The organism is Klebsiella sp. X1-16S-Nf21 (assembly GCF_002837615.1).
GTDB lineage: Bacteria > Pseudomonadota > Gammaproteobacteria > Enterobacterales > Enterobacteriaceae > Klebsiella > Klebsiella variicola.
The window spans coordinates 1-20,003 of sequence record NZ_PJDK01000008.1 but is presented as its reverse complement, the minus strand read 5'-3'; the positions used below and the strand labels follow the sequence as shown (position 1 = coordinate 20,003).

The window sequence follows — 20,003 nt, the reverse complement described above, 5'->3', positions numbered from 1 at the left end:
TTTTTCATCACAATATGGCTATCTTTTGCAGTCCATTATAGTGCTATTTTGGCTGCCGTCTTAGAGAGGAGAACACCATGAGCCAATTACGTCAGCCATTCAGTGAACTGAGCCCGGAAGTCTATAAAGGGCTGGTACAGGCCAGCATCGCGCTGGAGAAAAGCGAGCTGGGCAGCGCCCTGGTAGAGCTGGTTTATTTACGCGTCTCGCAGATCAACGGCTGCGCCTTCTGCCTTGAGAAGCACAGCCAGGCGCTGCGCAAGGGCGGTATGGCGCAAAGCAAACTGGATGCCCTGGCGGGCTGGCGGGTAAGCGCCCACTTCACACCTGGCGAACGCGCAGCGCTGGCGTGGGCCGAGTCGGTCACCGACATTGCCGCCAGCCATGCGGAAGATGACGTTTACCTGCCGCTGCGCGAACATTTTACCCCGCGTCAGATAAGCGATCTGACCTTAGCCATCAGCCTGATGAACGCTTTCAACCGACTCGCCGTCGCCATGCGTCTGTAGTTCCGCACAGCCTTCCCCCTCCTCCGCCGAATTGTCCCGGCGGGGGATTTCCTTGCTAAAAACGCTATATATTGAGTGGTTGAACTTTCAAACAACTACATCTAGTATTTCCTTATCGAATGACCCACAACGTTCGACGCTGCGTTTAGCGCCGTGCTGTTATCTTAAATGGAAATACGAATCATGCGCATTATTATTTACACTCGAAATGACTGCGTGCAGTGCCATGCCACACGGCGAGCCATGGAGAGCCGGGGACTGGCCTTTGAAATGGTGAACGTCGACCAGCAGCCGGATGCAGCTGACACCCTGCGCGAGCAGGGATTTCGCCAGCTGCCGGTGGTGATCGCCGGTGAGCTACGCTGGAGCGGCTTCCGCCCGGATATGATTAACCGCCTGCGCCCCTCCGTCACGGCGGCCAGCGCATGAGCCTCATCGTCTACTTCTCCAGCCGTTCGGAGAATACCCATCGCTTTGTGCAGCGCCTGGGGCTGCCGGCGGTGCGCATTCCGCTGAACGAGCGCGAACATCTCCAGGTAGACGAACCCTATATTCTCATCGTTCCCAGCTATGGCGGCGGCGGTACGGCCGGCGCGGTACCGCGTCAGGCGATCCGCTTTTTAAACGACGTGCATAACCGCCAGCTGATCCGCGGGGTGATTGCCGCTGGCAATCGCAACTTTGGCGACGCCTGGGGGCGTGCCGGGGAGGTCATCGCGCAAAAATGCGCCGTGCCCTATCTCTACCGCTTCGAGCTGATGGGAACCCCCGACGATATCGACAACGTGCGTAAAGGAGTCAGCGAATTTTGGCAACGACAACCGCAGAACGTATAACCGCCGCGGCGGATTTTCACGCCCTCAACGCGATGCTGAATTTGTACGACAGCGAGGGTCGCATCCCGTTTGAGAAAGATCGCCAGGCGGTGGAGGTCTTTATGACCGCCCAGATACAGCCCAACACCCTCAGTTTTGTCAGCCAGGAGGATAAACTCACCTGGCTCGTTCGTGAGGGCTATTACGATCCGCAGGTGCTGGCCGGCTATGACCGCGCGTTTGTGCTGGCATTGTTCGCCCATGCCCGGCGCGCCGCGTTTCGCTTTCAGACCTTCCTCGGCGCCTGGAAGTTCTATACCAGCTACGCGCTGAAGACCTTTGACGGCAAGCACTACCTCGAGGATTTTGCCGATCGCTGCGTAATGGTGGCGCTGACGCTGGCCCAGGGGGATGACCAGCAGGCGCGGCAGCTAATGGAAGAGATGCTCAGCGGCCGCTTCCAGCCCGCGACCCCCACCTTCCTCAACGCCGGCAAGCAGCAGCGCGGGGAGCTGATCTCCTGCTTCCTGTTGCGCATTGAAGATAATATGGAGTCCATCGGCCGAGCGGTTAACTCGGCGCTGCAGCTGTCGAAGCGCGGCGGCGGCGTGGCCTTTTTACTCTCCAACCTGCGCGAGGCCGGGGCGCCGATCAAGCGTATCGAAAACCAGTCCTCCGGGGTGGTGCCGGTGATGAAGATGCTGGAGGACGCCTTCTCCTATGCCAACCAGCTTGGCGCCCGCCAGGGGGCGGGAGCGGTCTGGCTGCATGCGCACCATCCCGATATTTTGCGCTTCCTCGATACCCGGCGTGAGAATGCCGATGAGAAAATCCGCATCAAAACCTTGTCGCTGGGAGTGGTGATCCCCGATATCACCTTCCAGCTGGCAAAAGAAGACGCGCAGATGGCCCTGTTCTCGCCGTATGACGTCGAGCGGCTGTACGGTAAACCCTTCGCCGACTGCGCCATCGGCGATCTCTATCCGCAGCTGGTGGCCGACGAACGGGTCCGCAAGCGCTGGATCCGCGCCCGCGACCTTTTCCAGCGCCTGGCGGAGATCCAGTTTGAGTCCGGCTATCCGTACATCATGTTTGAAGATACCGTCAATCGCGCCAATCCGGTGGCCGGACGGATCACCATGAGCAATCTGTGTTCGGAAATTCTGCAGGTCAGTACGCCATCCACCTATGATGAGAACCTCAGTTACGCCCATATCGGCGAGGATATCTCCTGCAACCTCGGCTCGCTGAACATCGCCCATACCATGGACTCGCCGGATTTTGCCCGCACTATCGCCACCGCGGTGCGCGCCCTGACCGCGGTATCCGATATGAGCGACATACAGTCGGTTCCCTCGGTGGCGGCCGGCAATGCGGCCTCCCACGCCATCGGCCTGGGGCAGATGAATCTGCACGGCTACCTGGCGCGAGAAGGGATTGCCTACGGCAGTCCGGAGGGGCTGGACTTCACCAATATCTATTTTTACACCGTGACCTGGCATGCCCTGCACACCTCGATGCTGCTGGCCCGCGAGCGCGGCCAGCGCTTCGCTGGCTTCGAACAGTCACGCTACGCCAGCGGGGCGTACTTCGACAAATATCTGCAGGAGGAGTGGCAGCCGAAAACCGAACGGGTGCGCGCACTGTTCGCCCGCGCCGGTATCCCCCTGCCCGACCGGGAAAGCTGGCGCCAGCTGCGCGACGATGTCATGCGCTATGGCATCTATAACCGTTATCTGCAGGCGGTGCCGCCCACCGGGTCGATCTCGTACATCAACCATGCCACCTCCAGCATTCATCCGATCGTCTCGAAGATTGAGATCCGCAAAGAGGGGAAGACCGGGCGGGTGTACTACCCCGCGCCGTTTATGAATAACGACAATCTGGCCCTTTATCAGGATGCGTACGAGATAGGGCCCCAGAAGATCATTGACACCTACGCCGAGGCGACGCGCCACGTCGATCAGGGGCTGTCGTTGACGCTGTTCTTCCCGGATACCGCCACCACCCGCGATATCAACAAGGCGCAAATCTACGCCTGGAAGAAAGGCATTAAGACCCTCTACTACATCCGTCTGCGCCAGCTGGCGCTGGAAGGCACTGAAATTGAAGGCTGCGTGTCCTGCGCACTGTAAGGAGAACAGGATGACCCATTTAACGCGCATCAGCGCTATCAACTGGAACCGCATTGATGACGACAAAGATCTTGAGGTCTGGAATCGTCTCACCAGCAACTTCTGGCTACCGGAGAAAGTGCCGCTGTCAAACGACATTCCCGCCTGGCAAACCCTCAGCGCGGCGGAGCAGCAGTTGACCATTCGCGTCTTCACCGGGCTGACGCTGCTCGACACCATTCAGAACACGGTCGGCGCGCCGGCGCTGATGGCGGACGCGCTGACCCCGCATGAGGAGGCGGTGCTGTCGAACATCAGCTTTATGGAAGCGGTTCATGCCCGCTCTTACAGCTCCATTTTTTCCACGCTGTGCCACAGCAAAGAGGTGGATGCCGCCTTCGCCTGGAGTGAAAGCTGCGAACCCCTGCAGCGCAAGGCGCAACTGATGCTGGGCTACTATCAGGCCGACGAGCCGCTGAAGAAAAAAATCGCCAGCGTGTTCCTCGAATCCTTTCTCTTCTACTCCGGCTTCTGGCTGCCAATGCACTTCTCCAGCCGGGGAAAACTGACCAATACCGCGGATCTGATCCGTCTGATCATTCGCGATGAAGCGGTACATGGCTATTACATTGGCTACAAGTATCAGAAAGGACTGGAGATCGTCAGCCCCGGAAAGCGCGAAGAACTGAAAAATTTCGCCCTCGATCTGCTGATGGATCTTTACGACAACGAGCTGGCCTACAGTCGGGAACTGTACGGCGAGAGCGGCTGGTTTGACGACGTCAGCGCTTTCCTGTGCTACAACGCCAACAAAGCGCTGATGAACCTCGGTTATGAAGCGCTGTTTCCGGCGGAGATGGCAGCGGTTAACCCGGCGATCCTCGCCGCGCTGTCGCCTAACGCCGATGAAAACCACGACTTTTTCTCCGGCTCCGGCTCCTCGTACGTGATAGGCAAAACGGAAGAAACCGCCGACGACGATTGGGACTTTTAACCGTACTTTCACCAGGAATATGGCGGGCTGGTTCCTGGTGATCTATTTCGCAGAAAAGTGGGTTCATCTGCCAAATATTCTCTCCATCGCATAACCGTCATCACTCCGTCATATTTAACAGAAAACTGGTCCATTTCAGTCGAATTATCCAGAGATAATCAAAAAATATTACCCACAACAAATTGACGCTCAGCCCTTATATCACGGGGGCTGCGCCACCCTATCCCTCACGCCATTTTGCCGAGAGTTTGCCATTGAGGGTTGTCACAGAATCTGAGTATGTTAGGGTGTAAAAAGATCATAATCACCATCGGGTATCGTATCGCAATAAACAAATAACAGGAACTTCTCTATTGCATGGCAATTAAATTAGAAATCAAAAATCTTTATAAGATATTTGGCGAGCACCCAAACCGGGCTTTCAAATATATTGAGAAAGGACTCAACAAAGCGCAAATACTGGAAAAAACGGGGCTGTCGCTTGGCGTCAAAGACGCCAGTCTGGCCATTGAAGAAGGCGAGATATTCGTCATCATGGGGCTCTCCGGCTCGGGGAAATCCACCATGGTTCGCCTTCTCAATCGCCTGATTGAACCCACCCGCGGCCAGGTGCTGATTGACGGGGTCGACATCGCCAAAATGTCGGATGCCGAGCTGCGCGAGGTGCGTCGCAAGAAAATTGCGATGGTATTTCAGTCCTTTGCGCTGATGCCACACATGAGCGTGCTCGACAACACGGCGTTTGGTATGGCGCTTGCCGGCGTCCCGACCGCCGAACGAGAGCAAAAAGCGCGGGAGGCGCTGCGTCAGGTGGGGCTGGAGAATTATGCCCATGCCTGGCCGGATGAACTCTCCGGCGGGATGCGTCAGCGCGTCGGTTTAGCTCGCGCGCTGGCGATTAATCCCGATATTCTGTTAATGGATGAAGCCTTCTCCGCGCTCGACCCGCTCATTCGCACCGAAATGCAGGATGAGCTCATCAAATTACAGGCGAAGCATCAACGCACTATCGTCTTTATTTCTCATGACCTTGATGAAGCCATGCGAATTGGCGATCGCATTGCCATTATGCAAAATGGCGAAGTGGTCCAGGTCGGTACGCCGGATGAAATACTGAATAATCCGGCCAATGATTATGTGCGCACCTTCTTCCGCGGCGTGGATATTAGCCAGGTCTTCAGCGCCAAAGATATTGCCCGCCGCAGCCCGGTTGGATTGATTCGTAAAACCCCAGGTTTTGGCCCCCGCTCCGCGCTGAAATTATTACAGGATGAAGACCGGGAATATGGCTATGTCATCGAACGCGGAAATCGCTTTGTCGGGATTGTCTCGATCGATTCTCTGAAAACCGCGCTCAGCGTCGGCCAGGGGATCGAGGCGGCGCTGATTGACGCCCCGCTGGCGGTGGAGGCGCAAACGCCGCTCAGCGATCTGCTCTCCCACGTCGGCCACGCCCCGTGCGCCGTCCCGGTGGTGGATGAAGAACAACAATACATTGGCATCATTTCCAAACGAATGCTGCTCCAGGCTTTAGATCGCGAGGGGGTGAATCATGGCTGATCAAACTAATCCGTGGGACAGCGCCCCGGCAACCGACAGCGCTGCGCAGGCCGCCGACGCCTGGGGTGGCGCCTCTACTGCCGCGCCGGCCAACGGCGGCGGCGCCGACTGGCTGCACAGCGCGCCCGCGCCGCAGCCGGAATCGTTCAACATCATGGACCCGTTCCATAAAACGCTGATCCCGCTCGACAGCTGGGTCACCCACGCTATCGACTGGATCGTGCTGCACTTCCGTCCGCTATTCCAGGGGATCCGCGTGCCGATCGACTACATCCTCAGCGCCTTCCAGCAGCTGTTGTTGGGGATGCCAGCGCCGGTGGCGATTATCGTCTTCGCGCTGATCGCCTGGCAGATCTCCAGCCTCGGCATGGGGGTCGCCACCCTGGTTTCGCTGATTGCCATCGGCGCCATCGGCGCCTGGTCGCAGGCGATGGTCACCCTGGCGCTGGTCCTCACCGCCCTGCTGTTCTGCATGGTTATCGGCCTGCCGCTGGGTATTTGGCTGGCGCGCAGCCCGCGGGCGGCGAAAATTATCCGCCCGCTGCTGGATGCCATGCAGACCACGCCGGCCTTCGTCTACCTGGTGCCGATCGTGATGCTGTTCGGCATCGGCAACGTGCCGGGCGTGGTGGTGACGATTATCTTCGCCTTGCCGCCGATCGTCCGTCTGACCATCCTCGGGATAAACCAGGTGCCAGCGGATCTGATCGAAGCGTCGCGCTCGTTTGGCGCCAGCCCGCGCCAGCTGTTGTTTAAGGTTCAGCTGCCGCTGGCGATGCCCACCATTATGGCTGGGGTAAACCAGACGCTGATGCTGGCCCTGTCGATGGTGGTGATCGCCTCGATGATTGCCGTCGGCGGTCTTGGCCAGATGGTGCTGCGCGGCATTGGCCGCCTGGATATGGGTCTCGCCACCGTCGGCGGAGTGGGGATCGTGATCCTCGCGATTATTCTTGACCGCCTCACCCAGGCCGTCGGTCGCGACGCCCGCAGTCGCGGCAACCGCCGCTGGTACACCACCGGCCCACTGGGGCTTATCACTCGCCCTTTCTGTCGATAAGTCGATAACAGCGCCGCTCCCCGGCACCAGCCGAGGCCGGGGGGTCGCTCTTCCCGTTAAACAATAAGAGGAACCACCATGCGACATCGTACGATGATGGCCACCGCCGCCTTTGCCACCCTGATCGCCACCAGCACCTTCGCCGCCGACCTGCCGGGCAAAGGGATTACCGTGAAGCCTGCCCAGAGCACTATTTCGGAAGAGACCTTCCAGACCCTGCTGGTCAGTCGCGCGCTGGAGAAGCTTGGCTACACCGTCGAGAAACCGAGCGAAGTGGACTATAACGTTGCCTATACCTCGATTGCCGCCGGGGATACCACCTTTATCGCCACCAACTGGCAGCCGCTGCACGATGACATGTACGCCGCGGCGGGCGGTGATAACAAATTCTATCGTAAAGGGGTGTATGTCTCAGGTGCCGCCCAGGGCTATCTGATCGATAAAAAAACCGCCGAGCAGTACCACATCACCTCCATCGATCAGCTTAAAGATCCGCAGATCGCCAAACTGTTTGATACCAATAACGACGGTAAAGCGGATCTCACCGGCTGTACGCCAGGCTGGGGCTGCGAAGCGGTGATTAACCACCAGATTGACGCCTATGGCCTGAGCAAAACCGTCACCCATAACCAGGGCAACTACGCGGCGATGATGGCTGACACCATCGCCCGCTATAAAGAGGGTAAACCGGTGCTCTACTACACCTGGACGCCGTACTGGGTCAGCGACGTGCTGAAACCTGGCAAAGACGTCGTCTGGCTGCAGGTGCCGTTCTCCTCCCTGCCGGGCGAGCAGAAAAACATCGACACCAAACTGGCCAACGGCGCCAACTATGGCTTCCCGGTGAACACGATGCACATCGTCGCCAACAAAGCCTGGGCCGAGAAAAATCCGGCCGCCGCCACCCTGTTTAGCGTCATGAAGCTGCCGATCGCCGACATCAACGCCGAGAATGCGATGATGCACGAAGGCCATGCTTCCGAAGCCGACATTAACGGTCATGTCGATGGCTGGATCAAAGCCCACCAGCCGCTGTTCGACAGCTGGGTGAAAGCGGCGCTCGCCGCGCAGCAGTAACCCTGCCTCCCGGATAAGGCGCTCCGTCTTATCCGGGCTCCCTTTCCCTCCTTGCTCGCAGTACAGAGTATGGAAAAGCGGATTCCAGGAATTTCCATAGTGTTAAGGCGCGTCGCGCTCTGTTAAGGTGGACCCATCGGTCAATTTGTCACCTTCACATGGATCCAGCGATAAGTTATTCATATGGAAAACCCCGCGCCCTTAACCTGTGCCTTACCTGAACGTGTCGCCACCGTCGGCGAAGGCATCAAAGACAGTCTCCCCATCGTTATCAGCTACCTGCCGGTGGCTTTCGCCTTCGGACTGAACGCCACCCGGCTGGGATTCACCCCGCTGGAAAGCGTGTTTTTCTCCTGCATTATTTACGCCGGCGCCAGCCAGTTTGTGATCACCGCCATGCTGGCCGCCGGCAGTTCGCTGTGGGTCGCCGCCCTGACGGTGATGGCGATGGATGTCCGCCACGTGCTGTATGGTCCCTCATTGCGCAGCCGCATTCGCTCAGCGCTGGATAAAAAGAAAACCGCCCTCTGGGCCTTCGGCCTGACCGATGAGGTTTTCGCCGCGGCCACCGCCAGGCTGGTTCGCGATAACCGCCGCTGGAGCGAAAACTGGATGCTCGGTCTCGCTTTTACTTCCTGGGCATCGTGGGTATGCGGCACGCTGGCCGGCGCCTGGTCCGGCAACGGCCTGCTGGTGGATTATCCCGCGGTGGAGGCCGCGCTCGGCTTTATGCTGCCGGCGCTGTTTATGAGCTTCCTGCTGGCCTCATTCCAGCGCCAGCAGTCACTCTGCGTCACGGCAGCCCTGGCAGGCGCGCTGGGTGGCATTTTGTTATTTTCCATTCCGGCGGCCATCCTCGCCGGGATTGTCTGCGGGTGTCTGACGGCGCTGGTCCAGGCCATGCTTAAGGGGATGCCGGATGAACAGTGAAGTCCTTCTGCTCGGGGTGATAGTCGGCAGCGTGAATTATCTGTTTCGCTATCTTCCCCTGCGCCTGCGCGCCGGCCATGCCCGGCCTGCCCGCCGTGGCCCGGTCAGCGTGCTGCTGGATACCATCGGCATCGCCTCGATTTGCGCGCTGCTGGTGGTCTCCAGCGTGCCGGAGATCCTCGCCGATGCCCATCGCCTGGCGCCGACGCTGATCGGCTTCCTGGTGCTAGGGGCCGCCTTCTGGAAAACCCGCAGCATTATTGTCCCGACGCTGCTGTCGGCGTTGGCCTACGGTCTGGCATGGAAAATCACCAGCGGACTCTAAGCTTTACGTATCAATTTTAGTCAATAATTCATTTGATTTATTTGTCACAATAGTTATTATATCGGCTGTAATTAATGAGGTCATACCCAAATGGATAGTTCGTTTACTCCCATTGAGCAAATGCTCAAATTCCGCGCCAGCCGCCATGAAGATTTCCCGTTCCAGGAGATCCTGTTAACTCGTCTTTGCATGCATATGCAAGGTAAGCTGCTGGAAAATCGCAATAAAATGCTCAAAGCGCAGGGAATTAACGAGACATTATTTATGGCGCTGATTACGCTGGAGTCACAGGAAAACCACAGCATCCAGCCGTCCGAGCTGAGTTGCGCGCTGGGCTCGTCGCGTACCAACGCCACCCGTATCGCTGATGAACTGGAAAAACGCGGCTGGATTGAACGTCGCGAGAGCGATAACGATCGCCGCTGTCTGCATCTGCAACTGACCGAAAAGGGCCATCAGTTTTTGCGTGAAGTCCTGCCACCGCAGCATAACTGCCTGCATCAGCTGTGGTCTTCACTCAGCACCAGCGAAAAAGATCAGCTCGAACATATCACCCGCAAACTCCTGAGCCGCCTTGACCAGATGGAAGAAGAAGGCGTGCTGGCGGACTCTCTACGCTAAGGGCGGCGTCGCTCAGCCCATTTTTACGTTGCAAGGAAAACAGCCAGGCCAGCAGATCTCTGCTGGCCTTTCTGATAAACAGGTCGGCTCAGCCGATGTGAAATAATAAGATCGTGGAGAATAACATGAGCGCAAATGCGGAGAGCCAAACCCCGCAGCAACCAGGCAGCAAAAAAGGAAAGCGCAAAGGCGCACTCCTGTTGCTGACATTGCTCTTTATTATTATTGCCGTGGCATATGGGATTTACTGGTTTCTGGTACTGCGTCATTACGAAGAGACCGACGATGCCTACGTGGCAGGGAACCAGGTACAAATTATGGCCCAGGTCTCAGGCAGCGTGACCAAAGTCTGGGCTGACAACACGGACTACGTGCAGAAAGGCGATCCGCTGGTGACGCTCGATCAGACCGATGCCCAGCAGGCGTTTGAGAAAGCCAAAACGCAGCTGGCCGCCAGCGTGCGTCAAACCCGTCAGCAGATGATCAACAGCAAGCAGTTGCAGGCGAATATTGACGTCAAAAAGACCGCCCTCGCCCAGGCGCAGGCTGACCTGAATCGCCGCATCCCGCTGGGCGCCGCGAACCTGATCGGCCGCGAAGAGTTGCAGCACGCCCGCGATACCGTCGCCAGCGCGCAGGCCGAACTCGACGTGGCAATCCAGCAATACAACGCCAACCAGGCGATCGTGCTGGGCACCAAACTGGAACAGCAGCCGGCGGTGCTGCAGGCGGCCACCGAAGTACGTAACGCCTGGCTGGCCCTGCAGCGTACGCAAATCGTCAGCCCGATTAGCGGCTACGTTTCCCGTCGCTCGGTACAGCCTGGGGCGCAGATCGGCACCACCACGCCGCTGATGGCGGTGGTCCCGGCGACCAACCTGTGGATCGACGCCAACTTTAAAGAGACCCAGCTGGCGCACATGCGCATCGGCCAGCCGGCCACCGTGATCAGCGACATCTATGGCGATGACGTGAAATACACCGGCAAAGTGGTCGGCCTCGATATGGGCACCGGCAGCGCCTTCTCCCTGCTGCCGGCGCAGAACGCCACCGGTAACTGGATCAAAGTGGTACAGCGCCTGCCGGTCCGTATTGAGCTGGATGAAAAACAGCTGGCGGAACACCCGCTGCGCATCGGCCTCTCCACGCTGGTGGAGGTCAACACCACCGATCGCGATGGCGAAATGCTGGCCAGCCAGGTGCGAAGCTCCCCGGTTTACGAGAGCAATGCCCGCGAAATCGCGCTTGAGCCGGTTAATAAACTGATCGACGAGATCATTCAGGCCAACGCCGGATAATTCGGGGTGAGCGTAATGCAACAGCAAAAACCGCTCGAAGGCGCGCAACTGGTTATTATGACCATTGCGCTGTCGCTGGCGACGTTCATGCAGGTGCTGGACTCCACGATCGCCAACGTGGCGATCCCAACCATTGCCGGTAACCTTGGCTCGTCGCTGAGCCAGGGGACGTGGGTCATCACCTCGTTCGGGGTGGCCAACGCCATCTCCATCCCCATTACCGGCTGGCTGGCGAAGCGCGTCGGCGAGGTGAAGCTTTTCGTCTGGTCGACGGTGGCATTCGCTATCGCCTCCTGGGCCTGTGGGGTGTCGAACAGCCTGACGATGCTGATTTTCTTCCGCGTCATTCAGGGGATCGTCGCCGGTCCGCTGATCCCGCTGTCGCAGAGCCTGTTGCTCAGCAACTACCCACCGGCGAAGCGGTCGATTGCGCTGGCCCTGTGGTCAATGACCGTGATCGTCGCGCCGATCTGTGGCCCGATTCTCGGCGGCTATATCAGCGATAACTACCACTGGGGCTGGATCTTCTTCATCAACGTGCCGATTGGTATCGCAGTGGTGATCATGACGCTGCAAACCCTGCGCGGGCGCGAAACCCGTACCGAACAGCGACGTATCGACGGCGTCGGGCTGGCGTTGCTGATTATCGGTATCGGTAGCCTGCAGGTGATGCTCGACCGCGGTAAAGAGCTCGACTGGTTCGCTTCCAACGAGATTATCATCCTGACCATCGTGGCGGTGGTGGCGATAAGCTTCCTGATTGTCTGGGAGCTGACTGACGATAACCCGATAGTCGACCTGTCGCTGTTTAAGTCGCGCAACTTCACCATCGGCTGTTTGTGTATCAGCCTGGCCTATATGCTCTACTTCGGCGCCATCGTGCTGCTGCCGCAGCTGTTGCAGGAGGTCTACGGCTACACCGCTACCTGGGCCGGTTTGGCGTCGGCGCCGGTGGGGGTGATCCCGGTCATTCTGTCGCCGATTATTGGCCGCTTTGCCCATAAGCTCGATATGCGTCGGCTGGTCACCTTCAGCTTTATTATGTATGCCGTCTGCTTCTACTGGCGTGCGTGGACCTTTGAACCGGGTATGGACTTTGGTGCATCGGCGTGGCCGCAGTTTATCCAGGGCTTCGCGGTGGCTTGTTTCTTCATGCCATTGACCACCATCACCCTCTCCGGCCTGCCGCCGGAGCGGCTGGCGGCGGCGTCGAGCTTGTCAAACTTTACCCGAACTCTGGCCGGCTCCATCGGGACCTCGATCACCACCACCATGTGGACCAACCGTGAGGCGCTGCACCATGCGCAGCTCACCGAGTCGGTGACGCCGTTCAACCCCAACGCCCAGCAGATGTACGATCAGCTGCAGGGCATGGGAATGACCCAGCAGCAGGCTTCCGGCTGGATAGCGCAGCAGATAACCAACCAGGGGTTGATTATCTCCGCCAACGAAATCTTCTGGGTTTCGGCGGGGATCTTTATTCTTCTGCTCAGCCTGGTGTGGTTCGCCAGGCCGCCATTCAGTGCCGGCGGCGGCGGCGGGGGCGCACACTAAGCATCAGACTAAGGGACCTGCGGGTCCCTTTTTTATGGCGTCAGATTGTCCAATTCTCGCTAGTTTCTGTCTCGTTTGCGAAAGCTCGCCACCCGGTGCTCGGGCAGGATAAAGGCTGACCATTAAGGAGAACACTATGCTGAGCCATCCTGCTGAAAAGTACCGTCCCTATCCGCCGATTGCCCTGCCCGACCGCCGCTGGCCCGACCGGCAAATCAGCCACGCCCCGCGCTGGCTGTCGACCGACCTGCGCGACGGCAACCAGGCGCTGGCGGAGCCCATGGACAGCGCCCGCAAACTGCAGTTCTGGGATCTGCTGCTGGAGTGCGGTTTTAAAGAGATTGAGGTCGCCTTCCCTTCCGCTTCGCAAACCGATTTCAACTTCGTCCGCCAGCTGATCGACGAGCAGCGCATCCCGGAAGATGTCACCATCCAGGTGCTGACCCAGGCGCGGGATCCGCTGATCCTGCGCACCTTTGAGGCACTGCGCGGCGCCCGCCAGGCCACCGTCCACCTCTACAATGCCACCGCGCCGCTGTTTCGCGAGCTGGTCTTCGGGATGGATAAAGCCGAAGTGATCGCCCTGGCGACCCGCGCCACCCGACTTATCCGCCAGCAGTGCGAACAACAGCCGGAGACCCGCTGGCAATACGAATACTCACCAGAGACCTTCTGCTTTACCGAACCCGAGTTTGCCCTTGAGATTTGCGAGGCGGTGGCGGACGTCTGGCAGCCCTGCGCCGAACGGCCGATGATCGTCAATCTGCCGGCGACGGTGGAAGTGAACACCCCCAACGTCTATGCCGATCAGATCGAGTATTTTTGCCGCCACTTCTCCCGCCGCGGCGAGGTCTGCATCAGCGTGCACCCGCACAACGACCGCGGGACCGGTGTCGCCAGCGCCGAGCTGGCGGTGATGGCCGGCGCCGATCGGGTGGAAGGCTGCCTGTTTGGCAATGGCGAACGCACCGGCAACGTCTGCCTGGTGACGCTGGCCATGAATCTCTACAGCCAGGGCATCGACCCTGAGCTTCGCTTCGAGCAGATGAACCGGGTGGTGGAGGTGGTGGAAAACTGCAACCAGATCCCCGTTCACCCACGCCACCCGTGGGCGGGAAGTCTGGCTTATACCGCCTTCTCCGGCTCCCATCAGGATGCCATCAAAAAAGGGTTTGATGCCCGTCAGCCAGGCGATCCGTGGCAGATGCCCTACCTGCCCATTGATCCACAGGATATTGGCTGTAGCTATGAGGCGGTGATCCGCGTCAACAGCCAGTCGGGAAAAAGCGGCAGCGCCTGGCTTATCGAACAAAACCATGGTCTCAAGCTGCCCCGCGGGCTGCAGCAGGACTTCAGTCAGCATGTACAGCAGGTGACCGATAGCGACGGCAAAGAGATGACCCACCACGCGCTGTGGCAGCTGTTCCGCACGCGCTACGGCCTGCTGGCGCAGCCTGCGCTGACGCTGCTTGATTATCAGAGCGCCAGCCAACAGGATGGCCAGCTTTCGCTGCAGGCGACGCTGCGACACCACGGCGAAACCCGACGCCTGCAGGGCCAGGGCAACGGCCTGCTGTCGGCCGCCGCCAGCGGCCTCAGCGCGCTGCTCAGACAACCGTTTATGATCAAGGACTACCATGAGCATACCCTTGGCGCGCGCAGCGACAGTCGGTCGGTCGCCTATATCCGCTGCGTTTTTCCACAAGGTGAAAGCTACTGGGGAGTGGGTATTGATAATGACGTGGCGCGCGCTTCGCTGCAGGCATTGTGCAATGCGATCAGCGTCGCCGATCAGGTCGAAGGGCGAAAATAGTCGCTGGGGGCGACGCCCATCACCCGACGAAACATGGCGCTGAAGGCGCTGTGGCTGTCGTAGCCCAGCTCCAGCGCCACCCGCAGCACGGAGTGACCCTGCGCCAGGCGAATCAGCGCTTCCATTAGCTTCGCCCGGCGCACCCACTCGCTCCACGTCAGGCTAGTCTGCTGCTGAAAATGGCGGTTAAGGGTTCGCTCACTCATGCTGCACACCTTTGCCGCCTGGCCGCTGCTCCAGGCTTCGCCCGGCGCCTCGCGTACCTGCTGGCACAGCCGACGCAGCGTGTCACTTTGCGGTTCCGGCAGGCCAAACGGCAGGATCGCCATCCCGCGGATCTCATCGAGGATCAGCTCATAAATCCGTTCGTCACGGCTGGCGGGGGCATAGCACTCGGCCAGTCCCAGGGATGAGACGATCAGTTCCCGCAGCAGCGGCGTGATCTGTACGATCTGGCAACCCGCCGGGAGATCGGCGCGCGCCAGCGGATCGATAAACAGGGTGCGCGCCGCCACGTTGCCGGTCATACGCAGCGCGTGCGGCGTTCCCGCCGGCAGCCAGACGCCGCGCCCGGGAGGCACCACCCAGTAACCTGCCGGTGTCGCGACCCGCACCACGCCGCTTAAAATATGCAGCAGCTGGGCGCAGTCATGCTGATGCCAGTCTTCCTGGTCACCGTGGGCATAATCATGGGCAAAAGGCACCAGCGGGCGGTGCTGAAAGGAGAAAGTCGTGGTGGTCGTCATGGCGGCGTCAGGAGAGCGGCCCGGCGACAGGCGTCGGGCCGTGGCGGAAGCACTAGATGTGCAGTTCCTGCAGTTTTTCTTTCGGCAGCGCCAGTTCGTCGTTGCTGTTGATGCGTACATCGCGCTCAATGATATGACGAGCGATGTCCTGGGCCTCTTCCAGAGAGTGCATGGTATAGGTTCCGCACTGGTAGACGTTGAGCTCCGGGATCTGGTTCTGGTCTTTCACCTTCAGCACATCGGCCATCGCCGCTTTCCAGGCGTCAGCGACGCGCTGCTCGTCCGGCGTACCAATCAGGCTCATGTAGAACCCGGTGCGGCAGCCCATTGGCGAAATGTCGATAATTTCCACGCCATTCCCGTTCAGGTGATCGCGCATAAAGCCCGCGAACAGGTGCTCCAGGGTGTGGATACCGCGTTCCGGCATCACTTCCTGGTTCGGCACGCAGAAGCGCAGATCGAAAACGGTGATTTCATCGCCATGCGGCGTGTTCATTTTCTTCGCGACACGCACCGCTGGGGCTTCCATTCGGGTATGGTCGACTGTGAAACTATCTAACAACGGCATTCGTCACCTCCGGGAGTGATTTTTTTTAAAATAAAATGAACTCTTTGTTCAGCCGCGAGTCTCAATATATGAAAGACGCGCATTTATTATCATCATCATCCCTGAATCAGAGATGAAAGTTTGGCCACATTGATGTGGCCTTTTTCTTTTGTATCGTCAGCGGCTACGCGTGTCGTGCCAGCAGCGCTTCGAACGGCTCACTGTCTTCCGCTTCCACTTTCTTCTGCCGCGCCACCGATGCCTCGCGCTCGGCGATGAAATCGGCTTCGCTCAGGATCTCCAGCGGCTCTTCCCGCAGCTGCGTCCGATAGCGATCCGCCAATGCACGGCCAGTGCCGCCAATCCCTTCTTCAATCATAGAACGCAGAATGCGGGCTGAGAAGGTTAATTCCGGATCGTCAAAGCAGGCCAGCAGCTCGTCGCAGACCTGCTGATATGCCTGGCCACCGTGGATACTGTCAAGGGTCTGCGCCACGCGGCGTAAATCGCGGAACAGATCTTTGCCCACCTGAGCCAGCGGGAACTGCGCGCTTTCGCAGCCAATCCCCAGCGTTAAGCCCGGCTTACGCCCTTCCAGAATCACCCGATTCCAGTTGGTGCGAGTGCACAGCAGCTCATCGCTGCTCATCTCCGGCGCGTCGGCCAGCGCGCACCAGACCATAAACAGATCGAGGAAACGCACCTGCTGGGCGTCAACGCCGATCGGCGAGAACGGGTTGATATCCAGCGAACGCACTTCAATGTACTCAATGCCACCGCGGAGCAGCGCATCGGACGGGGTTTCGCCCCGACGGGTCACGCGTTTCGGACGGATCGGCGCATAGAGTTCGTTTTCAATCTGCAGGATATTGCTGTTGATCTGCAGATACTTGCCGTCTTTCTGCAGCCCGATTTTAGCGTACTCTTCCGACGGCGTTTTAATCGCCCGCTTCAATCCTGCCACATACTCATGCAGATCGTTAAACGTAATTCCGAGATTGCTTTGCGACTTATTGGTATAACCGAGGTCGCTGAGGCGCAGCGAGGTGGCGTACGGCAGGTAGTACATACCGTTACCCGCTTCCTCAAAAGGCAGCGTCGTCGGTTTCCCTTGCAGGAACGAGGAGCAAATCGCCGGCGAAGCGCCGAACAGATAAGGGATCACCCAGCCAAAACGATAGTAGTTACGAATCGAGCGGAAATAGCCCGCCGAGATAGCTTCTTTACCGCTTTCGACGTCTTCCACGCCACACTTCGCCTGCCAGAACGCCATCGGCAGCGAGAAATTATAGTGCACGCCGGAGATAGTCTGCATCAACGCGCCATAGCGGTTCTTCAGCCCCTCGCGATACAGCGTTTTCAGACGCCCCACGTTTGAGGTGCCGTACTGCGCCAGCTCAATATCCTGACCGGGAGCGATATAGCATGGCATACTCAGCGGCCACATTCGCTCGTCGCCCAGCTGACGCGCGGTATAGCGATGGACATCGCGCATAAAGGTCAGCATATGCTCAATATCGCCATCCACCGGCGTAATGAACTCGAGTAAAGCTTCGGCAAAATCGGTGGTAATCCATTTATGCGTCAGCGCTGAGCCTAACGCCAGAGGGTGACCGGTCGTTGCAAGGGTGCCGTCTGCGTTCACGCGCAGCGTTTCCCGCTCCAGACCACGTTGAATACCCTGCAGAGCCTGCGGATGTTTTTCCAGCCAGGCCAGCGCCTGTGATACGTCCGGGATCAATTTGACCTCCCGCCTGTCGAAATCGTTTGAATAAGCATAATTGTAATGGATGAACTATCAGTCCAATTAGTGCCACCACGTCATGCCCTGAAGCGTCGCTGCTGCAATAACGATATAGCGCAGCGCCTTACCAAGGCATAAGAAAAAGAGTACCGGTCCCCAGGAAATGCGCATCCATCCCGCCAGCAAACACAGTAAATCGCCGACAACCGGCGCCCAGCTCAGTAAGAGCGTGACCGCGCCGTAGCGCTTAAGCCAGCCGGCCGCCCGCTCCTGCCAGCGCGAGGTTTTGCGCAGCGGAAACAAGCGCCCCAGAATAACGTTAGTTACCCCTCCAAGGCTATTGCCGATTGTTGCTATTAATACTAACCACCATGGATGACTGACCCCTGCAAGTAGCATAGCCACCAGCACAACCTCCGAATTACCGGGAAGCAGCGTGGCGCTTAAAAAGCTACTGGCAAACAGCGAGGTGAGTGACAGCGCGTCGCTCACAGCAAACGCACGTCAACAGCGTCCATGCCTGCACGCTTCGCCGCCTGCAGACCAAAGTCGGCATCTTCGAAGACCACGCATTTTTCGGGCGCAACGCCCATGCGCTCGGCGCACAGCAGGAAGGTATCGGGCGCGGGTTTATGGTTGACTACATGATCGGCCGCCACCACCGCAGAGAAGTAATGACGCAGGCCCAGGTGCGCCAGTAGCGCCTCGGCGACGGCGCTTTCGCTGCCGGTACCTACCGACATCGGGCGACGACCATGCCACGCCTTGACCACCTCAATTAGCGGCAACGGGCGTACGCTGTCCAGCAGCATCGCCTTAACCGCCTGGGTTTTTTCCTGCGCCAGGCGATGTGGATCGAGATCCGCCTGGTTGAGTTCAATAATCGCCTGGGCAATCCGCCAGGTTGGTGAGCCATTGAGCGCGACCATCGCCTGTTCGTCGAAACGCATACCGTAGCGGCCCAACACCTCGTTCCATGCCTGCCGATGGGTCGGCTCGGTATCGAGAATGGTGCCATCCATATCAAAGATCAGTCCTGCGTAACCTTCGTACATTGTCTTCTCACCAACCGGTTAATGAATAGTTACTCTATCGCAAAAGCCGGTCGTTGTCGCGGCCAGCGGCTTAAACGACAAAGGCGCCCTCAGGCGCCTTCAGGCATAAAACCAGATAGCCGGTCTTATTTAATACGCAGATCGTTCTCGACCATACGCACGCCCTGCACCCGACGGGTGACTTCCACCGCACGTTTAGCGCTTTCCGCAGAGGAGACAAACCCGCTCAACTGCACGCGGCCTTTAAAGGTCTGGACGCTGATTTCTGAGGACTTGATATCTTTATCGTTAAAGAGCGCCGTTTTCACCTTAGTGGTCACCACGGTATCGTCAATGTAACCGCCGGTGCTTTCTTTGGTGGACGAACCGGCACAGCCAGTAAGGGCCGTCGCCACCAGCAGCGTCGCGCAAAAAGCAGGTATTGCTTTGAACCATTTCATGGATTTCTCTCCTTGCATTTAACTCAGCCTGATAACGCTGATATACAAGGATAAATTATAGTGGAAAGCGCGGCTTGCCAATAAAAAAAGTCAGTATGAAACCGGTGATGGAAAACGAGGTTATCGGGATGGTGAGGAGAGAGTAAAGAGTGAAGATGGTGCATCCGGGAGGATGACTCGGCTAAGCCTCGCCCTTCGGGCCGTTGCTTACGCAACGTTATCCTCCCTGGTGCTGGCGCTAATTTCGCAGACCATACAACAACGTCGTCGCTGTTACTAAGGAGAATATGGTGCATCCGGGAGGATTCGAACCTCCGACCGCTCGGTTCGTAGCCGAGTACTCTATCCAGCTGAGCTACGGATGCATCGGGAAAGCTATTGTACTGCGGGGTTACTCTCCTGGCACTTACGATGGTTTCGCAAACCAGATAACAACAATGTTGCTGTTACTAAGGAGAATATGGTGCATCCGGGAGGATTCGAACCTCCGACCGCTCGGTTCGTAGCCGAGTACTCTATCCAGCTGAGCTACGGATGCATCGGAATAACTAGTTTACTACAGAATTCATCTGAATAATCAGAATCGGGCAAGAATGGTGCATCCGGGAGGATTCGAACCTCCGACCGCTCGGTTCGTAGCCGAGTACTCTATCCAGCTGAGCTACGGATGCATCGGGAAACTTGCTTTACTACGCGTCAGTGTCACAACTAACACCTGCCACACTGAGTATGATGGCCTAATCGGTAGAGTGACTCGATTATGCCTCGCACTGCGGGCCGCTGCTTTCACAGCGTTCTTCT

Annotated in this window: 20 protein-coding genes and 3 tRNA genes; 14 read left to right on the top strand and 9 right to left on the bottom strand. The window is 58.3% G+C overall.

Annotation, left to right across the window (positions count from 1 at the left end):
- Positions 1-77: 77 nt before the first annotated feature.
- The 14 genes from CW267_RS05820 to leuA all read left to right on the top strand — a co-directional run bounded on the left by CW267_RS05820 (position 78) and on the right by leuA (position 14,670).
- Positions 78-509, top strand: a complete 432-nt coding sequence (locus CW267_RS05820; RefSeq protein ID WP_012540797.1) for a carboxymuconolactone decarboxylase family protein — start codon at positions 78-80, stop codon at positions 507-509.
- Positions 510-692: 183 nt separating this feature from the next.
- Positions 693-938, top strand: a complete 246-nt coding sequence (gene nrdH, locus CW267_RS05815) for a glutaredoxin-like protein NrdH (RefSeq protein ID WP_012540796.1) — start codon at positions 693-695, stop codon at positions 936-938.
- Positions 935-1,345 (top strand): class Ib ribonucleoside-diphosphate reductase assembly flavoprotein NrdI, encoded by a 411-nt coding sequence (gene nrdI, locus CW267_RS05810; protein WP_008806136.1) that lies wholly within the window; start codon positions 935-937, stop codon positions 1,343-1,345. The genes nrdH and nrdI overlap by 4 nt, the downstream gene beginning before the upstream one ends.
- Complete coding sequence (gene nrdE, locus CW267_RS05805; protein WP_008806137.1) at positions 1,318-3,459, top strand: class 1b ribonucleoside-diphosphate reductase subunit alpha; 2,142 nt, start codon at positions 1,318-1,320, stop codon at positions 3,457-3,459. The genes nrdI and nrdE overlap by 28 nt, the downstream gene beginning before the upstream one ends.
- A gap of 10 nt (positions 3,460-3,469) precedes the next feature.
- Positions 3,470-4,432, top strand: a complete 963-nt coding sequence (gene nrdF / locus CW267_RS05800; protein ID WP_008806138.1) for a class 1b ribonucleoside-diphosphate reductase subunit beta — start codon at positions 3,470-3,472, stop codon at positions 4,430-4,432.
- Positions 4,433-4,789: 357 nt separating this feature from the next.
- A complete protein-coding gene (gene proV / locus CW267_RS05795) occupies positions 4,790-5,992 on the top strand; it encodes a glycine betaine/L-proline ABC transporter ATP-binding protein ProV (protein WP_008806139.1) in 1,203 nt (400 codons plus the stop codon).
- The gene (gene proW / locus CW267_RS05790; RefSeq protein WP_008806140.1) at positions 5,985-7,052 is read left to right on the top strand and encodes a glycine betaine/L-proline ABC transporter permease ProW; all 1,068 of its coding nucleotides are present in this window, start codon (positions 5,985-5,987) and stop codon (positions 7,050-7,052) included. The genes proV and proW overlap by 8 nt, the downstream gene beginning before the upstream one ends.
- A 78-nt stretch (positions 7,053-7,130) precedes the next feature.
- Positions 7,131-8,129 carry a glycine betaine/L-proline ABC transporter substrate-binding protein ProX gene (proX, locus tag CW267_RS05785; protein ID WP_008806141.1) on the top strand — a complete coding sequence of 333 codons (999 nt, stop codon included), beginning with the start codon at positions 7,131-7,133 and terminating at the stop codon, positions 8,127-8,129.
- Positions 8,130-8,312: 183 nt separating this feature from the next.
- The gene (locus CW267_RS05780; RefSeq protein WP_022065776.1) at positions 8,313-9,059 is read left to right on the top strand and encodes an AzlC family ABC transporter permease; all 747 of its coding nucleotides are present in this window, start codon (positions 8,313-8,315) and stop codon (positions 9,057-9,059) included.
- Positions 9,049-9,384: an L-valine transporter subunit YgaH gene (gene ygaH, locus CW267_RS05775; protein ID WP_008806143.1), complete on the top strand. Its 336-nt coding sequence runs from the start codon at positions 9,049-9,051 to the stop codon at positions 9,382-9,384. Before CW267_RS05780 ends, ygaH begins: the two co-directional genes overlap by 11 nt.
- Positions 9,385-9,474: 90 nt before the next feature.
- A complete protein-coding gene (mprA, locus tag CW267_RS05770) occupies positions 9,475-10,005 on the top strand; it encodes a transcriptional repressor MprA (RefSeq protein WP_002914337.1) in 531 nt (176 codons plus the stop codon).
- A 125-nt stretch (positions 10,006-10,130) separates the two neighbouring features.
- A complete protein-coding gene (gene emrA / locus CW267_RS05765) occupies positions 10,131-11,303 on the top strand; it encodes a multidrug efflux MFS transporter periplasmic adaptor subunit EmrA (RefSeq protein ID WP_008806144.1) in 1,173 nt (390 codons plus the stop codon).
- Between the two features lie 15 nt (positions 11,304-11,318).
- Positions 11,319-12,857 (top strand): multidrug efflux MFS transporter permease subunit EmrB, encoded by a 1,539-nt coding sequence (gene emrB / locus CW267_RS05760; protein WP_008806145.1) that lies wholly within the window; start codon positions 11,319-11,321, stop codon positions 12,855-12,857.
- 136 nt (positions 12,858-12,993) lie between these two features.
- Positions 12,994-14,670, top strand: coding sequence for a 2-isopropylmalate synthase (gene leuA, locus CW267_RS05755; protein WP_008806146.1), 1,677 nt, complete (start codon positions 12,994-12,996; stop codon positions 14,668-14,670).
- On the opposite strand, the gene CW267_RS05750 is transcribed toward leuA, so the two are convergent.
- The 9 genes from CW267_RS05750 to CW267_RS05710 form a co-directional block, all read right to left on the bottom strand.
- The gene (locus tag CW267_RS05750) at positions 14,649-15,416 is read right to left on the bottom strand and encodes an AraC family transcriptional regulator (RefSeq protein ID WP_032740865.1); all 768 of its coding nucleotides are present in this window, start codon (positions 15,414-15,416) and stop codon (positions 14,649-14,651) included. The genes leuA and CW267_RS05750 overlap by 22 nt on opposite strands.
- Positions 15,417-15,468: 52 nt before the next feature.
- Positions 15,469-15,984 carry an S-ribosylhomocysteine lyase gene (luxS, locus tag CW267_RS05745; protein WP_002914351.1) on the bottom strand — a complete coding sequence of 172 codons (516 nt, stop codon included), beginning with the start codon at positions 15,982-15,984 and terminating at the stop codon, positions 15,469-15,471.
- A gap of 163 nt (positions 15,985-16,147) precedes the next feature.
- The gene (gshA, locus tag CW267_RS05740; protein ID WP_008806148.1) at positions 16,148-17,704 is read right to left on the bottom strand and encodes a glutamate--cysteine ligase; all 1,557 of its coding nucleotides are present in this window, start codon (positions 17,702-17,704) and stop codon (positions 16,148-16,150) included.
- A gap of 66 nt (positions 17,705-17,770) precedes the next feature.
- A complete protein-coding gene (locus CW267_RS05735) occupies positions 17,771-18,199 on the bottom strand; it encodes a YqaA family protein (RefSeq protein ID WP_008806149.1) in 429 nt (142 codons plus the stop codon).
- The gene (gene yqaB / locus CW267_RS05730; protein ID WP_004174701.1) at positions 18,196-18,762 is read right to left on the bottom strand and encodes a fructose-1-phosphate/6-phosphogluconate phosphatase; all 567 of its coding nucleotides are present in this window, start codon (positions 18,760-18,762) and stop codon (positions 18,196-18,198) included. The genes CW267_RS05735 and yqaB overlap by 4 nt, the downstream gene beginning before the upstream one ends.
- A 125-nt stretch (positions 18,763-18,887) precedes the next feature.
- Positions 18,888-19,202, bottom strand: coding sequence for a BON domain-containing protein (locus tag CW267_RS05725; RefSeq protein WP_008806150.1), 315 nt, complete (start codon positions 19,200-19,202; stop codon positions 18,888-18,890).
- Positions 19,203-19,490: 288 nt separating this feature from the next.
- Positions 19,491-19,567 (bottom strand) — tRNA-Arg (locus CW267_RS05720).
- Positions 19,568-19,663: 96 nt separating this feature from the next.
- Positions 19,664-19,740: transfer RNA gene (locus tag CW267_RS05715), tRNA-Arg, on the bottom strand.
- A 56-nt stretch (positions 19,741-19,796) separates the two neighbouring features.
- Positions 19,797-19,873, bottom strand: a tRNA-Arg gene (locus CW267_RS05710).
- Positions 19,874-20,003 lie beyond the last annotated feature (130 nt).

Bases quoted from the DNA above. Each gene is read 5' to 3' on its own strand.
- proV (WP_008806139.1), top strand. From the start codon at position 4,790: ATGGCAATTAAATTAGAAATCAAAAATCTTTATAAGATATTTGGCGAG.
- nrdF (WP_008806138.1), top strand. From the start codon at position 3,470: ATGACCCATTTAACGCGCATCAGCGCTATCAACTGGAACCGCATTGAT.
- nrdH (WP_012540796.1), top strand. From the start codon at position 693: ATGCGCATTATTATTTACACTCGAAATGACTGCGTGCAGTGCCATGCC.
- CW267_RS05725 (WP_008806150.1), bottom strand. From the start codon at position 19,202: ATGAAATGGTTCAAAGCAATACCTGCTTTTTGCGCGACGCTGCTGGTG.
- emrA (WP_008806144.1), top strand. From the start codon at position 10,131: ATGAGCGCAAATGCGGAGAGCCAAACCCCGCAGCAACCAGGCAGCAAA.
- CW267_RS05750 (WP_032740865.1), bottom strand. From the start codon at position 15,416: ATGACGACCACCACGACTTTCTCCTTTCAGCACCGCCCGCTGGTGCCT.
- mprA (WP_002914337.1), top strand. From the start codon at position 9,475: ATGGATAGTTCGTTTACTCCCATTGAGCAAATGCTCAAATTCCGCGCC.
- proX (WP_008806141.1), top strand. From the start codon at position 7,131: ATGCGACATCGTACGATGATGGCCACCGCCGCCTTTGCCACCCTGATC.
- CW267_RS05780 (WP_022065776.1), top strand. From the start codon at position 8,313: ATGGAAAACCCCGCGCCCTTAACCTGTGCCTTACCTGAACGTGTCGCC.
- proW (WP_008806140.1), top strand. From the start codon at position 5,985: ATGGCTGATCAAACTAATCCGTGGGACAGCGCCCCGGCAACCGACAGC.
- emrB (WP_008806145.1), top strand. From the start codon at position 11,319: ATGCAACAGCAAAAACCGCTCGAAGGCGCGCAACTGGTTATTATGACC.
- leuA (WP_008806146.1), top strand. From the start codon at position 12,994: ATGCTGAGCCATCCTGCTGAAAAGTACCGTCCCTATCCGCCGATTGCC.
- yqaB (WP_004174701.1), bottom strand. From the start codon at position 18,762: ATGTACGAAGGTTACGCAGGACTGATCTTTGATATGGATGGCACCATT.
- luxS (WP_002914351.1), bottom strand. From the start codon at position 15,984: ATGCCGTTGTTAGATAGTTTCACAGTCGACCATACCCGAATGGAAGCC.
- ygaH (WP_008806143.1), top strand. From the start codon at position 9,049: ATGAACAGTGAAGTCCTTCTGCTCGGGGTGATAGTCGGCAGCGTGAAT.
- CW267_RS05820 (WP_012540797.1), top strand. From the start codon at position 78: ATGAGCCAATTACGTCAGCCATTCAGTGAACTGAGCCCGGAAGTCTAT.
- nrdI (WP_008806136.1), top strand. From the start codon at position 935: ATGAGCCTCATCGTCTACTTCTCCAGCCGTTCGGAGAATACCCATCGC.